The organism is Flavobacterium subsaxonicum WB 4.1-42 = DSM 21790 (genome assembly GCF_000422725.1).
In the GTDB taxonomy this organism is placed as follows: Bacteria; Bacteroidota; Bacteroidia; order Flavobacteriales; family Flavobacteriaceae; genus Flavobacterium; species Flavobacterium subsaxonicum.
Window position 1 is genome coordinate 1 of sequence record NZ_KE383909.1, and the last position, 18,211, is coordinate 18,211.

An 18,211-nucleotide genomic window follows, 5' to 3' on the forward strand; every position below is an offset into this window, starting at 1 on the left:
AAAGCCCTATCCAAACGGATAGGGCTTTTTTTTGTGCCTAAATTTTTGGGGGAAATGGAGGTGCTTGGAGGAATTTGGGTTTAATTTAGTATAATTTTGGCAAGTTCACCTGTTTTGGTTGACTAACTTTGGTGAAATCCTAAATATAAAAGCATGAAAAACTTATTTTTAGCCCTTGCTGTTATGGCTGGCGTTGCAGCGACAGCTACTACTATAAAAAATAATAGCACTACAATTAGTGTTAATTATCAGGAAAAACAATACAAAAAGATACAAGTATCTGAAGTTTCTAAAGAAGCGTTGGATAAAATAAAGAAAAGCTACGGTAATTATACCATTAAAGAAGCTCATAAAGCCGATGATGGCGAATATAAATTAGTACTTGCTAAAGACGGTGTAGATTTAACTGCTACTTTTACACCTGCCGGCGATCTGATTAAAATATACTAAGTATAAAAAAGAGAAGCAATTGCTTCTCTTTTTTTATAAATGCTCTAGTTGCTTTTATGAGCATGACAGTATTGGCAAACAAGGCTTAAAATACATTCGCTGTGTTTTGGGTTGGTAGGGCGGCAAATTTCGCGGCCCAGGAATGATATTGCCATGCCAATCTCTCCCCACATATCCTGTGGTAATACAGCCATAAGCTCCTTTTCTATTTTATTGGCATCTTTACCTTTGGCTATGCCAAGACGGGGTGCTACACGAACCACGTGTAAATCTACCAATATGCCTTCAGCTTTTTTGCCTGCTTCGCGTAATATTACATTGGCTGATTTTCTTCCCACACCTTTTAAAGCCACCAATTCCTTCATGGTAGCGGGTATGTTTTTGTCTTCTTTAACTTCTTCAGCAATTTCCTGTAGCCACGCAATTTTATTGCCATGAAACCGCACTTCTGCCAAATATTCCATTAATCCGTCCGTATTGGCTTTAGATAATGCTTTCATATCCGGATATTTTTCAAAAAAGGCCGGTGCTATCTTATTAATATGCGCATCACTGTCCTGTGCAGATAGTACGACCATTACCAACAACTGGTAAATGTTTTTGTAATGCAGCGGGTGTGGCTCTCCTTTATATTTTTCTATAAGGGGGCGCAATGCCTTTGGCCAATCGGTACTTTCGTTAAATAGATCCATATAGATAAAGATACAAAAATCCCTATTGTTGGGTATAGTGAGGTTACACATTTTGCATACTTTTAACCCAACATCCAAACTATGAGAAAGTTATATTTTTTACTAACCCTATTAAGCATTTTTTTATGCGTTTACTTTCCTGCAAATGTGGGAGGTAAACAAACCGTTTTTGAAACAGCTACGGTAACAGATGTTGCGTATAATGTATATTCAACAATAAAAATTGGTGATGCATGGTGGATGGGGGAGAACCTTAAGACTGAAAAATATAATAACGGCGATGCTATTATGGCTGCTACAGATAGTGCAATGCCCTCTAATGACTATTATAAAATGGTTTCGGGTAATAAGCTAAGCAGTGGCAAGTTGTACAATATAGCAACTATATATGATGACCGAAATATATGTCCGTGTGGCTGGCATTTGCCCGATAAAGATGAAACTAAAGCGTTAATTGACTTTTTAAAAACCCAACCGGGTAATGATAAAATGGTGGTTGAATTACAGGCTTGGGCTAAAAACAACTATACTGCAACATCAAGCTTAAAGGGGTTTACGGTTAGGTGTATAAAGGACTAAAAAAAATCCCCATCCGGTTAAGGATGGGGATTATAGTCATTACGGTAATTATTCTTGTTTTAAATCTACCGAGAGTGAATTTACACAGTAGCGTTGGCCGGTTTCGGTTGGGCCATCATCAAAAACGTGACCTAAATGGCTGCCGCAGTTGGCGCATAAAATCTCGGTTCGCAACATCCCGAAGGTAGTATCTTTAATATATTCTACCTTGCCGGGAATAGACTCATCAAACGATGGCCATCCGCAACCTGATTCAAATTTAGAATCGCTTTTAAATAGCGGTTCGCCACAGGCGCCGCAACAATAGGTGCCTTTATCAAAAGCAAGGTTATATTTGCCGGAATGAGGAAACTCGGTGCCTTTTTGGCGTAAAATTTTATAACGCTCCAGGCCTAATTCTTCTTTCCATTCGGCTTCCGATTTTTGTAACGGATAATTATGTGTGGTGCTCATAGTTAAGTATTTAAAGTTAAACATTGCCTTGCGGCTTATTTAGTGGCAGGTACAAATTTAATAGAAACAGAGTTGGTACAAAAGCGCTCGCCGGTAGTTTCTTTGGGGCCGTCGTCAAAAACGTGACCTAAGTGACCGCCACAACGCGCGCACATGGCTTCGGTACGGTCCATTCCAAAACTGTTGTCGTGCTCAAACACAACCGATCCTTTTATGGCTTTATCAAACGATGGCCATCCGCATTCCGAATCAAACTTGGCATCAGATGTAAATAACGGGTTGCCGCAGGCTGCACAAACATATACACCTTTTTTAAAGTTCTTGTAGTATTCGCCGGTAAAAGGCCTTTCGGTAGCTTTTGTCCGCAACACATCATACTGTTCGGGTGTAAGCTCGGCTTTCCATTCGGCATCGGTTTTGGTAACTTCAAACTTGCCTTTTGCTGCTTCTTTTTTAGTCTCCTTTTTCTTTTCCTGTCCCTGACAGGCGGTTAAGGAAAAAAGGACTACAAGTATCAATAGCTTTTTCATTGTTCTAAAAATTCAGTTAGTTTTTTAATAACGGTTTTATCGCCTAAAATTTTTCGGTGTCCCAACCCTTCAGTAATCACAAGTTCGGCATTAGCCAGATGTTTTTTAATATGATAGGCCGCACTTACGGGCACGTCGGCATCGTCCTGGTCATGAAATAATAAAACGGGAATGATAACCTCTTTTGCAGCTATATACGCCGAATAGTTGTTAATGGTTTCGCCAAATTTCTTTTCAAATTTGTGTATCATCATACCACCTGTTGCAACTTTCATGCCTAATTTTTCGGCAAAATCATCCATTATATCTTTTATAATATCGCCACTGCCAATAAGCACTGCCTTTTTAATTTTGAGGCCGCGTTTAACCGCATTCAGTACCGCCATAGCACCAAGCGAATGCCCTACGGCAAACTCAAAAGGGCCAAATTGCTGCTCCAAATGCAATATGCTGGCAATAAATTCGGTCATGTCGCTGGTTTTTCCGGTAGATTTTCCGTGCGCCGGGGCATCAAAACTAATAGTAGCATAGCCGTTTTTAATAAGTTTGGAGGCGATAGAATGCAATTGTGTGCCGCGCCCGCTCCAGCCATGTACCAGCAACACCTTTTTAGGGCTATTGCCTAAATGGTATACGTTGATGGATTTATTAAGTAAAGGCACAAGCACCATTTCCTGTCGGCTTAAACGATCCATTTCTTCTTCGCGTTTGGGTATCCTGAATTTTATAGGCGTTGTAAAAAGCTTGATCATAAACTTTACAGCCAGTTGTGGCGACAAAGTTTCCAGCACTTTTGCCGATGTTATAAGCACTTTTGGAATTTTTACGGTAGAATTATGGAGTTTTTTAGTAGCCGGCATAGTAGGTTTATTATCTACAATAAAGATATTACTTTTTGTGCGGCATCAAAAATATAATGCATGCATAATAATACTTGATTTTTTTTCCTACTTATAAAATGCGGCTAATTAAATATTTACAAATACTTTAACGAGTGACGGCTTTTTTTCGGAATTTTTTATCATTTTAATTTGTTAATTTTGTGGAAAACATAACACCACCTCCCATGAAAAAAAGTGTGCTAACATTATCAGTACTTCTTGCAATGCTGATATCTGCCTGCTCAACAAATCCGTTTACAGGCAAACAGACATTTAACATAGTATCTAACAGCGAAATATTTCCTACCGCTTTTCAGCAATACGACCAGTTTTTAACCGAAAACAAGGTAATAAAAGGTACGGCACAGGCAAACATGGTTACCAGCGTTGGCCAAAAAATTAAGGCTGCCGCCGAAAAATACCTCGCTTCTGTAGGGCAGTCGGCTTATCTTGAAGGCTATGCCTGGGAGTATAATTTAGTAGACAGCAAAGACGTTAACGCATGGTGTATGCCCGGCGGAAAAATTGTAGTGTACACCGGTATATTGCCTATTACTAAAGATGAGGCAGGCCTTGCTACCGTTATGGGGCACGAGGTGGCACACGCACTATTAAACCACGGTGCACAACGTATGAGCCGCGAAGCCCTTGCGCAATATGGAGCAGCGGGTGTTGGTGTTGCAACATCGGGTAAAAGCGAGGCTACACAGCAAATATTTCAGCAGGCGTATGGGTTAGGTGCTCAGTACGGCGCTATTTTACCGTTTAGCCGCAGTAACGAGAACGAAGCCGACGAAATTGGCCTTACCCTTATGGCTATTGCCGGTTATAACCCAGACAGGGCTATCGACTTTTGGAAAAGAATGCAGGCCAACGCAGGCGGATCTGAACCAATGGAGTTTTTAAGCACACACCCAAGCGGTACTACAAGGATTAGCAAAATTACAAGCGAAATACCTAATGCCAAAGCACAGGCTGCTAAGTTTGGGGTTAAGTTTTAAATTAGATTTTAGAATTGAGATGATAATTATCAGATAATAGATGATAGACAAAAAGCTGCTTAGTGCAGCTTTTTTTATGCTTAAAAATTTGATAGAGCCTTAATACTACACTATTTGATATTTAAAAAAATAGAGTAGCTTTGGTACACAAACCAAACTATATGGCACACTTAGAAAAAGGCAGTAAAAAGCTGCTTAACGCCTGGGCATTTTACGACTGGGCTAACTCGGTATACAGCCTTGTTATTGCATCGGCAGTTTTTCCTATTTTTTACGATCAGATATTCGAGAAAGGTACCGAGATTCCGGTTTTTGGCACCTCGATGAAGAGTACCGCACTAATTAGCTTTACCACCGCGTTTGCTTTTCTTATCGTAGCTTTTATATCGCCATTACTATCGGGCATTGCCGATTATGCCGGTAATAAAAAATCGTTCTTAAAGCTGTTTTGCTATATAGGTGCGGCATCATGCATTGGCCTGTACTGGTTTAATAAAGAAAACCTTTACCTAAGCCTTGTGTTTTACCTTTTCGGACTCATTGGTTTTTGGGGCAGCCTGGTGTTTTATAACTCTTACCTGCCCGATATTGCTTATAACGAGCAGCAGGACAGCGTTAGTGCACGCGGCTATTCTATGGGATACATAGGTAGTGTGGTGTTGCTAATTTTTAACCTTGCCATGATAATGAAGCCCGGATTTTTTGGCATTATAGATGAGCCTGGCAATCCAGCCGCCATTAAAGCCATGCGCATATCGTTTGTAACCGTTGGCGTATGGTGGATAGTGTTTAGCCAGTATAGCTATTATTATCTGCCGAAAGGCGCCAAGCAGAATAAAATTACAGGCGATGTTATGCTAAACGGCTTTAGAGAGCTTAAAAAAGTATGGAGCCAGCTAAGCCATAACATTGTGCTAAAACGTTACTTAGGTGCCTTTTTTGTATACAGCATGGCCGTGCAAACCGTTATGCTGGTAGCCACTTATTTTGGGGCCGAAGAAATTAACTGGGGTGGAGACGATGCCAAAAGTATGGGCTTAATCAGCAGTATTTTGCTTATTCAGTTGGTTGCTGTTGCCGGGGCGGTTATAACCTCTAAATTATCGGCTAAATATGGCAATATTAAAACGCTTATAGGCATTAACTGTATATGGGCGGTAATTTGCGTTTGCGCTTATTTTGTTACGCTACCCATGCATTTTTACATTACGGCTGCCTTTGTTGGCTTGGTAATGGGGGGCATACAGTCGCTTTCGCGAAGCACTTATTCTAAGCTGTTGCCCGAGACTACAGATACGGCTTCATTCTTTAGCTTTTATGATGTTACCGAGAAAATAGGTATTGTAATAGGGATGCTTTTATATGGCGGTATCGACCAGGCGTTTGGCAGCATGCGCTATTCGGTGGTGTTTTTAACGGTATTTTTTATAATTGGCATCTTTTTATTGTTCAGGGTGTTAAAAAAAATGTAATTGTTTTAATAAACTTTATATATTTGCGCAAACCATTACCAATTATCTTCAACTATGAAAAAAATTACCCTTACCACTTTCCTCGTGGTTTTCTTATCTGTATTTACCGCTTGCGATATAGAGCCTATAGATCCTGTTGTTAACGATTATGTTCCGGAAGACAGTGGTAGTGGCGAAGAAGAAGGAGAGGAAGAAGGAGAAGAAAATGGTGGTGCGGTTGCCGGAGAATTTAAGGTAAACTTTAATAATCAAACATTTGTTGGATCTACAGTTCAGGCTGTCTATAACGACCAGTATCTTGCTATAACAGCTATCAAGCCAGATGGAAGTGCATTTCAGATTACTGTACCTAATGCTACAGCCGGTAACACTTACACGTGGCCACAAACTGAATCTGTAGATTTTAATGATCTTATTGTACTTGCTTATGTACCTGCTCAGGGAGGAAATGCTTACGTTGGTATGTCTGACGATTATGGCGAATTTGCGGATTTGCCTTATGTAGATACTGCCGAAATTAAAATTGTAGAAATAAATACGGTAAATCATACTGTAACCGGTACTTTTAAATTTACCGGGGCTCGTTTTACAAATCCGGAAGATTCTGAAAGTGTTGCTATAGATACAATTGAATTTACCAACGGGTCATTTACAAGCATTCCTTACACAGCAGATGTTGTTGGCCCAACTAACAATAGCTTTTTTGCTAAACTTGACGGCGCAGATTTTATACCTACAAATATTACAGGGTATGTAGCAATGGACAGGATAAGCCTTGTTGGCAGACGTGGACCTGTAGAGAATATTGGTATTACAGTACCAAGTAATATTACCAACGGAACTTATGAAATTAGTATGTTTGGTAACTACGTGGGCATATATATATTAGACAGTTCTACAACTGGTACATTTGGAGCTAACTCAGGTACTCTAACCATAACAGAGCATGATACTGCCAATAACAGGATTAAAGGAACATTTAGCTTTACAGCCACAATGTTTACCAGTAATGATACCCATCAAATTACTGCCGGCACTTTTGATGTTGGCTATTAATACTATAAGAGTTAACAATGCCCCTGTAATTTTACAGGGGTATTTTTTTTGGGAATAACTGAATCACAAATATTTCTTTATATATAGTATTTATTTTTATATTTGGCAATAAAATAAATGTTATGAAAAGAACAAAATTACTATCTGCCTTTTTAGTGCTTTTTACGGCGATAGGCTTTATATCGTGCGATGTTGAACCTATAGATCCTGTGCTTTTGGATTATGAAGCACCGGAAGTATTACCTGCTTCATTTAAAGTTGATTTTAGCGGGCAAACCTATACTGCTACAACTACGGAGGCTGTTATTGCCGATGGTTTAATTGCAATTGGGGGTATTAGGGGCACTAATGGCGAAACTGTTGGATTTTCTGTGGTAGGTACAACTACAGGAACGTACAGTGGGGCTAATCTAATTATGTCTTACGAGCCGTCTGCAATATCTGAATATACGTATAACAACTTTAATCCTGCAAACGAAGAAACTTCAGGAACGGTTACCATATCGTCTATAGACACCGTTAACCACACAATATCGGGTACATTTAGCTTTACCGGATGGTGGGGCGATGCAGAGGCTAACCTGCCATCTGTAGCGTTTACTAACGGTGTGTTTACCAACCTGCCTTATACTACAAGTGCCACGCCTACACCGGGTGAAGATGATGAGTACTTTAAGGCTACTATAGATGGCACTGCTAAAGATTATAGCATAATATCAGGCCTTACAGCTGGTACTACATTAAACCTTACGGGTACAGATGCAGCAACAATGAGCTTTATGAACATTATGGTTGATACCGATATTACACCGGGTATTTACACCATGGCAGAATCTCCTTTTGATGGGCCAACAGCTTCTTATCAGGTAGGTGAAATAGGCTACTTTACTACAACCGGAACCATTACCATTATAAGCAACGAAAATGGCTTTATTAAAGGTACCTTCTCTTTTAACGGAGCCGATATTGATGGTATAAACACCATCGTTGTTACCGCAGGTTCATTTAATGTAGGATACTAACAGCACCCTAAAATATACTTTAAAGCCACCGTTTACGGTGGCTTTTTTTTGCATGTATCTTTCCTTATAAATTAATTAATGGTTTAAACTACCTCAGTTTTACCCACATATAGAACTAATTATTTTTGCTAATCCCACCATTTTGTAAAATAATATAACAATAGCATACTATTCTTCTAAAATCGTTACAAAATTACAGGTCACATTAAGGCTTATACCACTTAAAAGCAGACAATCGGCTTTACATGGATATTTCATACATATAAAATAATCGATTTTTTAGTGTTCTGAATATCAGTTAATTACTTGCATTTATTTTTAAAATGTCGCCGTTTTTATCAGTTTATGTCCCCTTATTTATCGTTGCAAAGCCTCTATTTACAGGCAGTTATCCATCATTTAACTATTGCGAAACAGTATGTTTGCAACGCTATTGATGGATTTTTAACAATAAATTAAACTATGAAAAAAATTACTTTTGTTATTGCGTGCATGCTCGCAATAATGTCGGCACGTGCTCAGGACTGCACTGCCGTGGTAGTTCCGTATTCAGAAAATTTTGAATCGGCAACACCTCCAGCTTTACCGGTTTGTACTACCGGCCAAAATGTTGGCACAGGTAATAACTGGACTACCAGTGTGCCTGGTAGTAATGGTTTTACAACCAATACACTTACGTATTTATACAGCCTTGAGGCTGCTAATGCCTGGTTTTATACCAAGGGTTTGAACTTAACAGGTGGCACATCTTACAGGCTTACCTATAAATACGGTAATAACGGCTATGCAGAGAACTTAAAAGTTGCATTTGGTTCTGCAAACAACGCTGCAGCAATGGTAACGGTACTGGCAGATCAGCCCGGTATTAACAACCCTGATGGTCCACTAACCAAAACCATAGATTTTACACCTGCCACTACAGGTACCTATTACATTGGTTTTAATGTGTACTCTATAGGTAATCAAAACAGCCTTTTTATCGATGATATTACGGTAAACACCTCTCCGGCCTGTATTGAGCCAACGGCTGTAACACTGTCTAACACGTTAGAGAATGCTACAACCATATCATGGACGGCGGCATCTGTTGCCCCGGCAAGCGGGTACGATTATTATATTAGCACATCGGCAACTGCGCCAACGGCAGGTACAACGGCAACCGGCAGTGTAGCGGCAGGAGTGCTTACGGCTACTGCCGGAAGCCTTACGTCGAGCACTGATTACTACGTTTGGGTACGATCTAACTGCGGAAGCAGTTCGTACAGCGAGTGGACAGGCCCTGCTGTATTTACAACCCAGTGCGATTACGGCGAGATACTTACCACAACAGCAGCAACTATTTGCGGCCAGGGTTTATCTATGCTATCGGCTACAGCTAACGACGGAGCTGTAATAAAATGGTACAACGCCGCAACCGGTGGCAACCAGATAGGGCAGGGGCCAACGGCGGCTGCTTATGTTACGCAAACAACAACCGTTTATGTTAGTGCTTCTAACGGCGATTGCGAAAGCCCAAGGCAAGCGGTGTTAGTAACTGTAACGCCTGCAACACCAATAGTGGCAACGGCAGCTAACCCTAACATTTGTACCGGTGGCACAACCACCTTATCGGTTACAAGTACTAATACAGATTATACGTATGCATGGTTTCCGGGCAATATAGCGGGTGCTACATTAAGTGTTACTCCTGCGGTTACTACAACATATACCGTATTTGCTACAGATGCTGCTGCTAACTGCTCTATAGCATCGAGTGTTACGGTTACGGTTAACCCAATACCTTCGGCAATTAATATTACCCCTGCTACGGCAGCGGTGTGCGCCCAGCAGGCACAGGCTTTATCAGTTGTTGGTGGCACCCTTGGCGGAGAAGCTACAATCGGTACAGCAACTACACTAACCGGCGATTACGAAATTCCGACAGCTTTTCTAAACCGTTATCCTAACTACTGGAGCCAGACTATTTATACCGCTGCCGAACTTACAGCTGCAGGCCTTACTGCCGGTAATATAATCTCTATGGCTTATAACATAGCTACTCCTGGTAGTTCTAATTCTAACACGGCATTTACAGTCAAAATAGGTACTACAGCATCAGGCAGTTTTGCTGATAATACCTATATGGCTACCACAGGTTTTACAACTGTTTTTGGTCCGGCAACCTATTCACATTCCGATTCAGGATGGCAGGTAATTACCTTTAGCACGCCCTATGCTTGGGACGGTGTTTCTAACATTATTGTAGATGTTAAGTACAATGGCGTAGACCAGAGTACCAACTCGCAGACCTATTATACCGAAACAGCCCAGAATATGGTTATTTCAGAATATGGTTATAGCGCAGGTACACTAAATGGCTCAGTATCTTTAAAAAGGCCAAATGTTAAATTTGTAAGCTATTTGCCAACCACAGTTACATGGACTCCGGCAGAGCACCTGTATACTAATGCTGCCGCTACAACACCTTATGTTGCGGGTACGGCTGCAACAACAGTATACTTCAGGTCGGCTACGGTTGGTACCGAAACTATTACCGCTACAGCAACGTCATCAGTTGGATGTACGTCTACAGGTACAGTAAGTATTGCAGTAAGCACTACCGATGCACCAACGGCAACGGCAACGCAGTCGCTTTGTGGTTCGGGTACGGTAGCTAACCTAAGCGCTACAGGAACAAACATACAGTGGTATGCCGCTGCAACAGGAGGTACAGCCCTTACAGCAGATACAGCCCTAACGGCTACAACTTACTACGCATCTCAAACAGTTAATGGTTGCGAAAGCCCAAGGGTACCGGTAACCATACAATTAAATGTTACCGATGCACCAACAGGCACGGCTACGCAATCGGTTTGTGGTTCGGGTACGGTGGCTAACCTAACAGCTACAGGAACAGCAATACAGTGGTATGCCGCAGCAACAGGTGGTACGGCTCTTACGGCAGATACAGCCCTTGCAGCTACAACCTACTATGCATCTCAAACCATTAATGGTTGCGAGAGTGCGGTAAGGTTTGCAGTAACCGTACAATTAAATGTTACCGATGCACCAACAGGCACGGCTACCCAATCATTCTGTATTTCGGGTACAGTGGCTAACTTAACAGCTACCGGAACGGCAATACAATGGTATGCAGCAGCAACAGGTGGTACGGCTCTTACAGCAGATACAGCCCTTACAGCTACAACCTACTATGCATCTCAAACCGTTAATGGTTGCGAGAGTGCGGTAAGGTTTGCGGTAACTGTACAATTAAATGTTACCGATGCACCAACAGCAACGGCTACCCAATCATTCTGTAGTTCGGGTACAGTGGCTAACTTAACAGCTACCGGAACGGCAATACAGTGGTATGCCGCAGCAACAGGAGGTACAGCCCTTACGGCAGATACAGCTATTACAGCTACAACCTACTATGCATCTCAAACTGTAAATGGTTGCGAAAGTGCTGTCAGGACAGCTGTTACCGTTACGTTAAATAACGTTGCTGCGCCAACGGGTGCAGCCAACCAGACAATTAGTGTTGCCGGTGGCGATACCGCTACTTTAGAAGATATTGTTGTTACTGCAACAGGTACTGTTACATGGTATGCTACCGAAGCTGCCGCTCTTGCGGGTGAAGGCGCCTTACCTGCCGGAACGGTAGTAACAGCCGGTACAACGTATTATGCAACTCAGACTATAAATGGTTGTACCAGTACTGCAGTACTTGCCGTAACCATACAGGCAATATTAGGTAATACTGATTTTGATGCACACGCATTTGTTTACTACCCTAACCCGGTAAGCAATGTGTTAACGATAGAATATTCGGCTAACATAACTTCGGTAAGTGTATCTAACCTTTTGGGCCAGCAAATTTTATCGGCTAAGCCGAATGCTACCAATGCAACTATAGATATGGCAAACCTTGCACAGGGTACCTATATGGTAACTGTAAATGCAGGTGCAGCTACTAAAGTAATTAAGGTTGTAAAAAACTAATAACGCCTTACAATTAAACTAAAAGCCATCGGGAACGATGGCTTTTTTTATACTTAATTCTGAATAAAAATACATATGGTAAACTTATGGTCAGGATAACACTAAGATAATGAGTTAATTTTCTGTTAAATGATGGTTTTGATGCAATATTATAACAAATTTGGACTGAATTTGATGTTTTTCTGCAATATTGTACGAATATTGGTTTGTATTTAACAAGACGATATTTTTAACTTAACATAAATTTAATATTGGTGTTTTATTAATTTTACAAAAGTGTTTAATTAATTGTTATTATTTAACAATTATGCTTTTAAGTAGGCAATAAATCACATACGTGTAATGTGCGGTGTTAATTTCTTTAGTTTTAATAGCTTTTTTAATTAATCATTAATTTACATGAAAAAAATTACCCTACTTATTGCCTTCATGCTCGCCTTTCTGTCGGGTTATGGGCAATCGGTTGCGAATTACACTTTTTCGCAATCATCAGGCAATGCCTACACAGAAATTACAGGAGGTACTTCGGTAGTATCCTGTACCGACTGTACTACATCATACGATACCAGTTCGTATGTAATAACGCTGCCAACTGCTTTTCCATTTAACGGAACAACGGTTACATCGGTAGTAATGAGAGTTGACGGCTCATTGCTATTAGGTGCTACCAGTACATCTTCTTCAACCACACCTATCAGTTCAACCGCTACAGGTACGGGCGTTATATCGCCTTTGGGGATGGATTTAAGAAGTTCTACAGTTGCAGGCACCACCTTCGACCTAAGCTGGATCGACAACGGTACTGAGTATGTTTTTCAGTGGAAGAACGCCTCAAGATGGGCGCAAAACACCATCGAAAAACTTAACTTCCAGGTAAAGATCAACAAAACTACAGGCGTTATAAATCTGGCGTACGGCACTATGACGGCTGCCGACTCTACAGGTTACCAGCCGCAGGTTGGTTTACGCGGCCTGGCCAGTACAGATTATAATGCAAGGAACCTTACAACTACCGCACCCGATGCTACTCCATCATGGGATGATACAGCCGTGGCTACAAGCAACAGTGCTACGGTAAGATTTACCACAGGTACTCCGGCAGCTATACCTGCATCGGGCCTTGTATACACATTTACACCTCCGGCAGCCTGTACAGGTACACCGCTTGCTGGTACTATTAGTGGCGATGCCATACGTTATGTATGTACAGGCGTAGCCCCGGCGGCAATTACCGTAACAGGTGCTGCACCCGTTGTACCGGGAATTACGTTCCAATGGGAACAATCTACTAACGGAACCGATTGGGTTAACGCAGTTGGTGGTTCTGGTGCTACTACATTAACGTACACACCACCATCATTTGGCGGTACAACAATTATGTATCGTTTAAAAACTACCTGTGCTACAAGCAACGAAAGCGCTTTTTCTACAGCAGTAACTATAAACATTATACAATCGCCGGCAACACAGTCGAGTGCTTTAACGGTTGCTACTACATCGGCAACAGCCTTTAACCTTGCCTGGACAAGCGGTAATGGTACAAGGCGTTTGGTTTATGTTAGCACATCGCCAATTACAAATCCTGTAAATGCTACCGGCATTGCTGCTTACACGGCTACTGCTGTATTTGCTAATACAGGTCAGCAAATTGTTTATGATGGTACAGGATCGTCTGTAAACGTTACAGGCCTTACCTGCAATACTACTTATTATGTAAAGGTTTTTGATTACAGCCGTTGCGGCAGTGGCCCTTATGATGTGTATTTTAACACAACTACAGATACTAACACGCTTAGTGTAACAACAGGTCCGTTAACAGCAACTTTACCTGCTACCAATAACTTTACAGGCTTTACAGGTGCTAACCTTCCGGCAGCTGTTGCAGGCTGGTATGAGGCAGCAGTACCTACAACATCGGGCACTGTGCCAACAAGCAGCAACCCTGTGGGTAACTCTTCGGGATGGATAAGCAGTACTGCTTTAGGTGCCACTACAGCTAAATATAATTTATATACAGATACAGGCAACGCATGGATAATAAGCCCTAAAATGGCTATTACCGCTAACTCAAGGCTTAAATTTAAAGCAGCTATTACTGATTATAACGGTAGCGGTGCAGACCCTGAGCGTATGGTTGGTACTGATGATAAAGTAAATGTTTTAGTGTCTACAGATGGCTGCGGCGCTGTATGGACACCTATCTACACTTTTAATGCGGCCAACACCACTACATTAACCAATGTACTTACAGATTATACACTGGCGCTTAATGCGTATGTTGGCCAGACCGTACAAATTGCGTTTCAGGCTACAGACGGCCCGGTAAACGAAGCCCCGGACTATGATTTCCATATAGGTAATATAGTGGTAGAGCTAACTCCGGATTGCGATGTACCGGCACTGCTTGCTACTACCAATATTACCAAAAATACGGCCACCCTTAACTGGACTGCACCAACAGTTGGTACACCAACAGGCTACCAGTATGTAGTGTCTACAACCAATGCAACCCCGGTTGCAGCGGGTACGGCAGTAACAGGTACAACGGTTAACGTAGCATCGTTACTACCATCTACAACCTATTATGTGTTTGTAAGAACGGTTTGCTCTGGCGATTTTAGCGACTGGAGTGTTGCCGGTACATTTACAACCATGTGCGATTACCCGGAGGTTGCTTCTGTAACAGGTGGCAGCGTTTGCGGTATGGGCAGTGCTACACTTGCAGCCACATCGGCCGGTACGTTACGTTGGTTTGCAAACCAAACGGGTGGTAGTGCATTGGCTTCAGGCGCAAGCTTTACAACGCCTCAAATATCGGCTACTACTACTTATTATGTAGAGGCTGCTACCGAAGGTATGCAGGTTAGTGGCGGTAAAGCAGCCCCGGCTGCCGATGCTACTACAAGCACCAGCACTAACTACGGCATTGTGTTTAACGTAGCTCAGGCTACTAAATTAGAAGCGGTATCGGTTTACTCTACTGCGGCAGGTACGGTTGATATTAAAGTAATGAACGCCGCCATGACTACCGAGTTGTATTCTACAGGCAACGTTGCCGTTACAGCAGGTGGTACTACAACTCCTAACATTATACCTTTAAACGTTGAGGTTCCTGCCGGTACAGGCTACAGGATCGTGGTTAAAGCTTACAGTGGTGCATCATTGGTGCGCGACTCTGCCGGCTTAGCCTTCCCGTACACAAGTGCAGATGGTAACTTAACCGTTACATCGTCAGAGTGGGGTGGAACCACTACATTGTACTACTACTATTTTTACGATATTAAATACAAAACTATCTGCGCCAGCCCACGCCAGGCAGTTGTTGCTACTGTAACTGCGGCTCCGGCCATTACAGCAACAGCATCTGACGCATCAATCTGCGCAGGCGAAAGCACCAACCTTTCGGTAACCAGCGAAAACGCAACCTATACGTATGTATGGATGCCGGGCAACCTTACAGGTGCTACCCAGGCAGTAACCCCGGTTGCATCTACAACCTATACTGTAACAGCTACAGATAGTGGTTCAGGCTGTGTAACTACACAAACAGTTGCGGTAACGGTTAATCCGCTGCCAAGCGCAATAGTAATTACACCTGCTGCACCTGCAACTTGTGCTAACACAGTACAGGCACTTACAGTTACAGGTGGTATTATACCAACACCGGGCCCTATAGGTACGGCTACCACTTTAACGGGTACAACAGAGCAGCCAACTGCATTTTGTAACCGTTGGCCAAACTACTGGAGCCAGACTATTTATACTGCTGCCGAACTTACTGCTGCCGGGCTAACTGCCGGTAACATAACCTCTATGGCGTATAATATTACAACCCTTGGCGATGCTGCTACCAATGCTAACTTTACGGTTAAAATAGGTACTACGTCTTCGGCTAACTTTGCTACTAACGATTTTATGTCGACTACCGCTATGGCAACCGTTTACGGCCCTGCAACCTATACGCATACAGAGAGTGGCTGGCAGGTAATTACATTTGCTACGCCATATTCATGGGATGGTACATCGAATATTATAGTTAACGTTACTTATGATGGTGCCGATGATCTTTACAATTCTCAGACATACTATACAGAGACTGCAACAAACACCGTACTTTGGAGAAACAGTTATAGTGCGTCTACAACAACAGGTACGTTGTCTCCAAAAAGGCTTAATGTTACCTTTACAAGCGCTAACCCTACGGCGACTGTAATTTCATGGTCTCCTGCAGAAAACCTATATACTAATGCTGCGGCCACTACACCTTATGTAGCGGGTGCCAACGCCACTACGGTTTACTTTAAATCGGCTACTGCGGGTACAAACGCGTATACTATTACATCTACGTCTACACCAGGTTGTACAAGAACCGGAACTGTAAGCGTTACTGTTAACCTTACCGATGCCCCTGCTGCCGATGCCACCCAAACGTTTTGTAACACTGCTACTGTAGCAGGCCTTACAACAACAGGTGGTACTGCGGTACAATGGTATACTGCTGCAACAGGCGGTACTGCCCTTGCTGCTACAGCTGCCCTTACAGACGATACGGTTTACTATGCATCGCAAACCTTAAATGGTTGCGAGAGTGCTTTAAGAACTCCGGTTACTGTACAAATAAATGTAACTCCGGTTCCAACCGTTGCTGCTACACAAACATTTTGTAATGCTGCTACGGTAGCCAACCTTGTTGCTACAGAGGCAGGCGTACAATGGTATGCTGCTGCTACGGGCGGTACGGCTTTAACTCCGGATACTGCTCTTGTAAATGGTACAGTTTACTATGCATCTCAAATACTAAACAACTGCGAGAGTGTAAGGGCTGCGGTTACTGCACAAATAAATGTAACTCCGGCTCCTGCTGCTGCCGAGGCTCAATTGTTCTGTACATCAGGTACTGTAAGTAATTTACTTGCAACCGGTACTAATGTACAATGGTATGCTGCTGCAACCGGCGGCACTGCTCTTGCTGCAGATACTGCCCTTGCAAGCGGTACAACATACTATGCTTCTCAAACTATTGATGGTTGCGAAGGCTTAACCAGGACTGCCGTTATGGTTACTATTACAACTACGGTGGCCGATGCTCCGGAAGATGTTACCGAATGTGGTTCTTATGTGTTACCTGCACTTACAAGCGGTAGCTACTATACTGCTATGGGTGGTACAGGCACTATGCTTGCTGCCGGAACAGAAATTGAGCAGACTACTGTTATATATGTGTATGCACAATCGGGCACTACACCAAACTGTACCGATGAGAATACGTTTACAGTAACTATTAATAATGCTGTAGCCGATGCTCCGGAAGATGTTACGTCTTGTAACGTATATATATTGCCTGCCCTTGTAAATGGCAGCTACTATACCGGAACTAACGGAACAGGTACTATGCTTGCTGTTGGAACTCCAATTGAGCAGACTACAGATATTTATGTGTACGCTCAATCTAACACTACACCTAACTGTACTGCCCAAAATATGTTTACGGTAACTATTACTACTGTAGATGCTCCTACAGGTGCTGCTACACAAACGGTAGAAGTTGCTGCGGGCGAAAATGCAACTATAGCCGACCTTATAGTTGAAACTGAGGGTACGGTTACATGGTATGCATCTGAGGTGGATGCCCTTGCGGGTGTTAACCCTCTTACAGATGCAAGCGTTATTACTACAGGTGCTACTTACTATGCTACGCAAACTGTGGGCAACTGTACCAGTACTACTGTACTTGCCGTAATGGTAGATGTGGTATTAGGAAGAGATGTTTTTGATGTTAATGCATTTACTTACTATCCTAACCCGGTTAATAATGTACTTAACCTTTCGTACTCTTCAAACATTACATCGGTAAGTGTATTTAACCTGGTAGGGCAGCAGATTATGCAGCTTAAACCAAATGCAACTGATGTTAAGGTAGATATGTCGGCTCTTGCCGAAGGCACTTATATTGTTAATGTAGGCACCGGAAACACTGTAAAAACAATTAAAGTTGTTAAGAAACAGTAATTGCTAATTCTTAAATAAATGTTAAAAAAGCCACCGGAAACGGTGGCTTTTTGTTTTGTGATAAAAGAGCTTAATAACGAAC

The 18,211-nt window shown here is 42.3% G+C and carries 12 protein-coding genes; 8 read left to right on the forward strand and 4 right to left on the reverse strand.

All coding sequences use genetic code 11. The annotated features are described in order from the left end of the window. Positions 1 to 153 precede the first annotated feature (153 nt). Positions 154 to 450: a hypothetical protein gene (locus G509_RS0110555; RefSeq protein ID WP_026991509.1), complete on the forward strand. Its 297-nt coding sequence runs from the start codon at positions 154 to 156 to the stop codon at positions 448 to 450. A 44-nt stretch (positions 451 to 494) separates the two neighbouring features. Here the strand turns inward: G509_RS0110555 and G509_RS0110560 are convergent, their stop codons facing one another. Further along, positions 495 to 1,142 carry an endonuclease III domain-containing protein gene (locus tag G509_RS0110560; RefSeq protein ID WP_026991510.1) on the reverse strand — a complete coding sequence of 216 codons (648 nt, stop codon included), beginning with the start codon at positions 1,140 to 1,142 and terminating at the stop codon, positions 495 to 497. 81 nt (positions 1,143 to 1,223) lie between these two features. Here G509_RS0110560 and G509_RS22860 point away from each other — a divergent pair, with 81 nt between their 5' ends. Further along, complete coding sequence (locus tag G509_RS22860) at positions 1,224 to 1,721, forward strand: FISUMP domain-containing protein (RefSeq protein WP_026991511.1); 498 nt, start codon at positions 1,224 to 1,226, stop codon at positions 1,719 to 1,721. A 48-nt stretch (positions 1,722 to 1,769) separates the two neighbouring features. Here the strand turns inward: G509_RS22860 and msrB (G509_RS0110570) are convergent, their stop codons facing one another. The 3 genes from msrB (G509_RS0110570) to G509_RS0110580 are packed head-to-tail and all read right to left on the reverse strand — an operon-like array spanning position 1,770 to position 3,564. Next, positions 1,770 to 2,174 carry a peptide-methionine (R)-S-oxide reductase MsrB gene (msrB, locus tag G509_RS0110570; RefSeq protein WP_026991512.1) on the reverse strand — a complete coding sequence of 135 codons (405 nt, stop codon included), beginning with the start codon at positions 2,172 to 2,174 and terminating at the stop codon, positions 1,770 to 1,772. A gap of 35 nt (positions 2,175 to 2,209) precedes the next feature. Further along, a complete protein-coding gene (gene msrB / locus G509_RS0110575; RefSeq protein ID WP_026991513.1) occupies positions 2,210 to 2,704 on the reverse strand; it encodes a peptide-methionine (R)-S-oxide reductase MsrB in 495 nt (164 codons plus the stop codon). After that, positions 2,701 to 3,564, reverse strand: coding sequence for an alpha/beta hydrolase (locus tag G509_RS0110580; protein ID WP_026991514.1), 864 nt, complete (start codon positions 3,562 to 3,564; stop codon positions 2,701 to 2,703). Before G509_RS0110580 ends, msrB (G509_RS0110575) begins: the two co-directional genes overlap by 4 nt. A 206-nt stretch (positions 3,565 to 3,770) precedes the next feature. Between G509_RS0110580 and G509_RS0110585 the strand changes: the two genes are divergently transcribed. The 6 genes from G509_RS0110585 to G509_RS0110610 all read left to right on the forward strand — a co-directional run bounded on the left by G509_RS0110585 (position 3,771) and on the right by G509_RS0110610 (position 18,129). Continuing rightward, positions 3,771 to 4,586: a M48 family metallopeptidase gene (locus G509_RS0110585; protein ID WP_026991515.1), complete on the forward strand. Its 816-nt coding sequence runs from the start codon at positions 3,771 to 3,773 to the stop codon at positions 4,584 to 4,586. A gap of 161 nt (positions 4,587 to 4,747) precedes the next feature. Next, complete coding sequence (locus G509_RS0110590) at positions 4,748 to 6,058, forward strand: MFS transporter (RefSeq protein WP_026991516.1); 1,311 nt, start codon at positions 4,748 to 4,750, stop codon at positions 6,056 to 6,058. 54 nt (positions 6,059 to 6,112) lie between these two features. After that, positions 6,113 to 7,114, forward strand: coding sequence for a DUF6252 domain-containing protein (locus G509_RS0110595; RefSeq protein WP_026991517.1), 1,002 nt, complete (start codon positions 6,113 to 6,115; stop codon positions 7,112 to 7,114). Between the two features lie 122 nt (positions 7,115 to 7,236). Then, positions 7,237 to 8,136, forward strand: a complete 900-nt coding sequence (locus G509_RS0110600) for a DUF6252 domain-containing protein (protein ID WP_026991518.1) — start codon at positions 7,237 to 7,239, stop codon at positions 8,134 to 8,136. A gap of 462 nt (positions 8,137 to 8,598) precedes the next feature. Then, entirely contained in the window at positions 8,599 to 12,120 is a 3,522-nt protein-coding gene (locus G509_RS0110605) for a T9SS type A sorting domain-containing protein (protein ID WP_026991519.1), read from the forward strand. Positions 12,121 to 12,519: 399 nt separating this feature from the next. After that, a complete protein-coding gene (locus G509_RS0110610; protein WP_026991520.1) occupies positions 12,520 to 18,129 on the forward strand; it encodes a T9SS-dependent choice-of-anchor J family protein in 5,610 nt (1,869 codons plus the stop codon). The last annotated feature ends 82 nt before the right edge of the window (positions 18,130 to 18,211 follow it).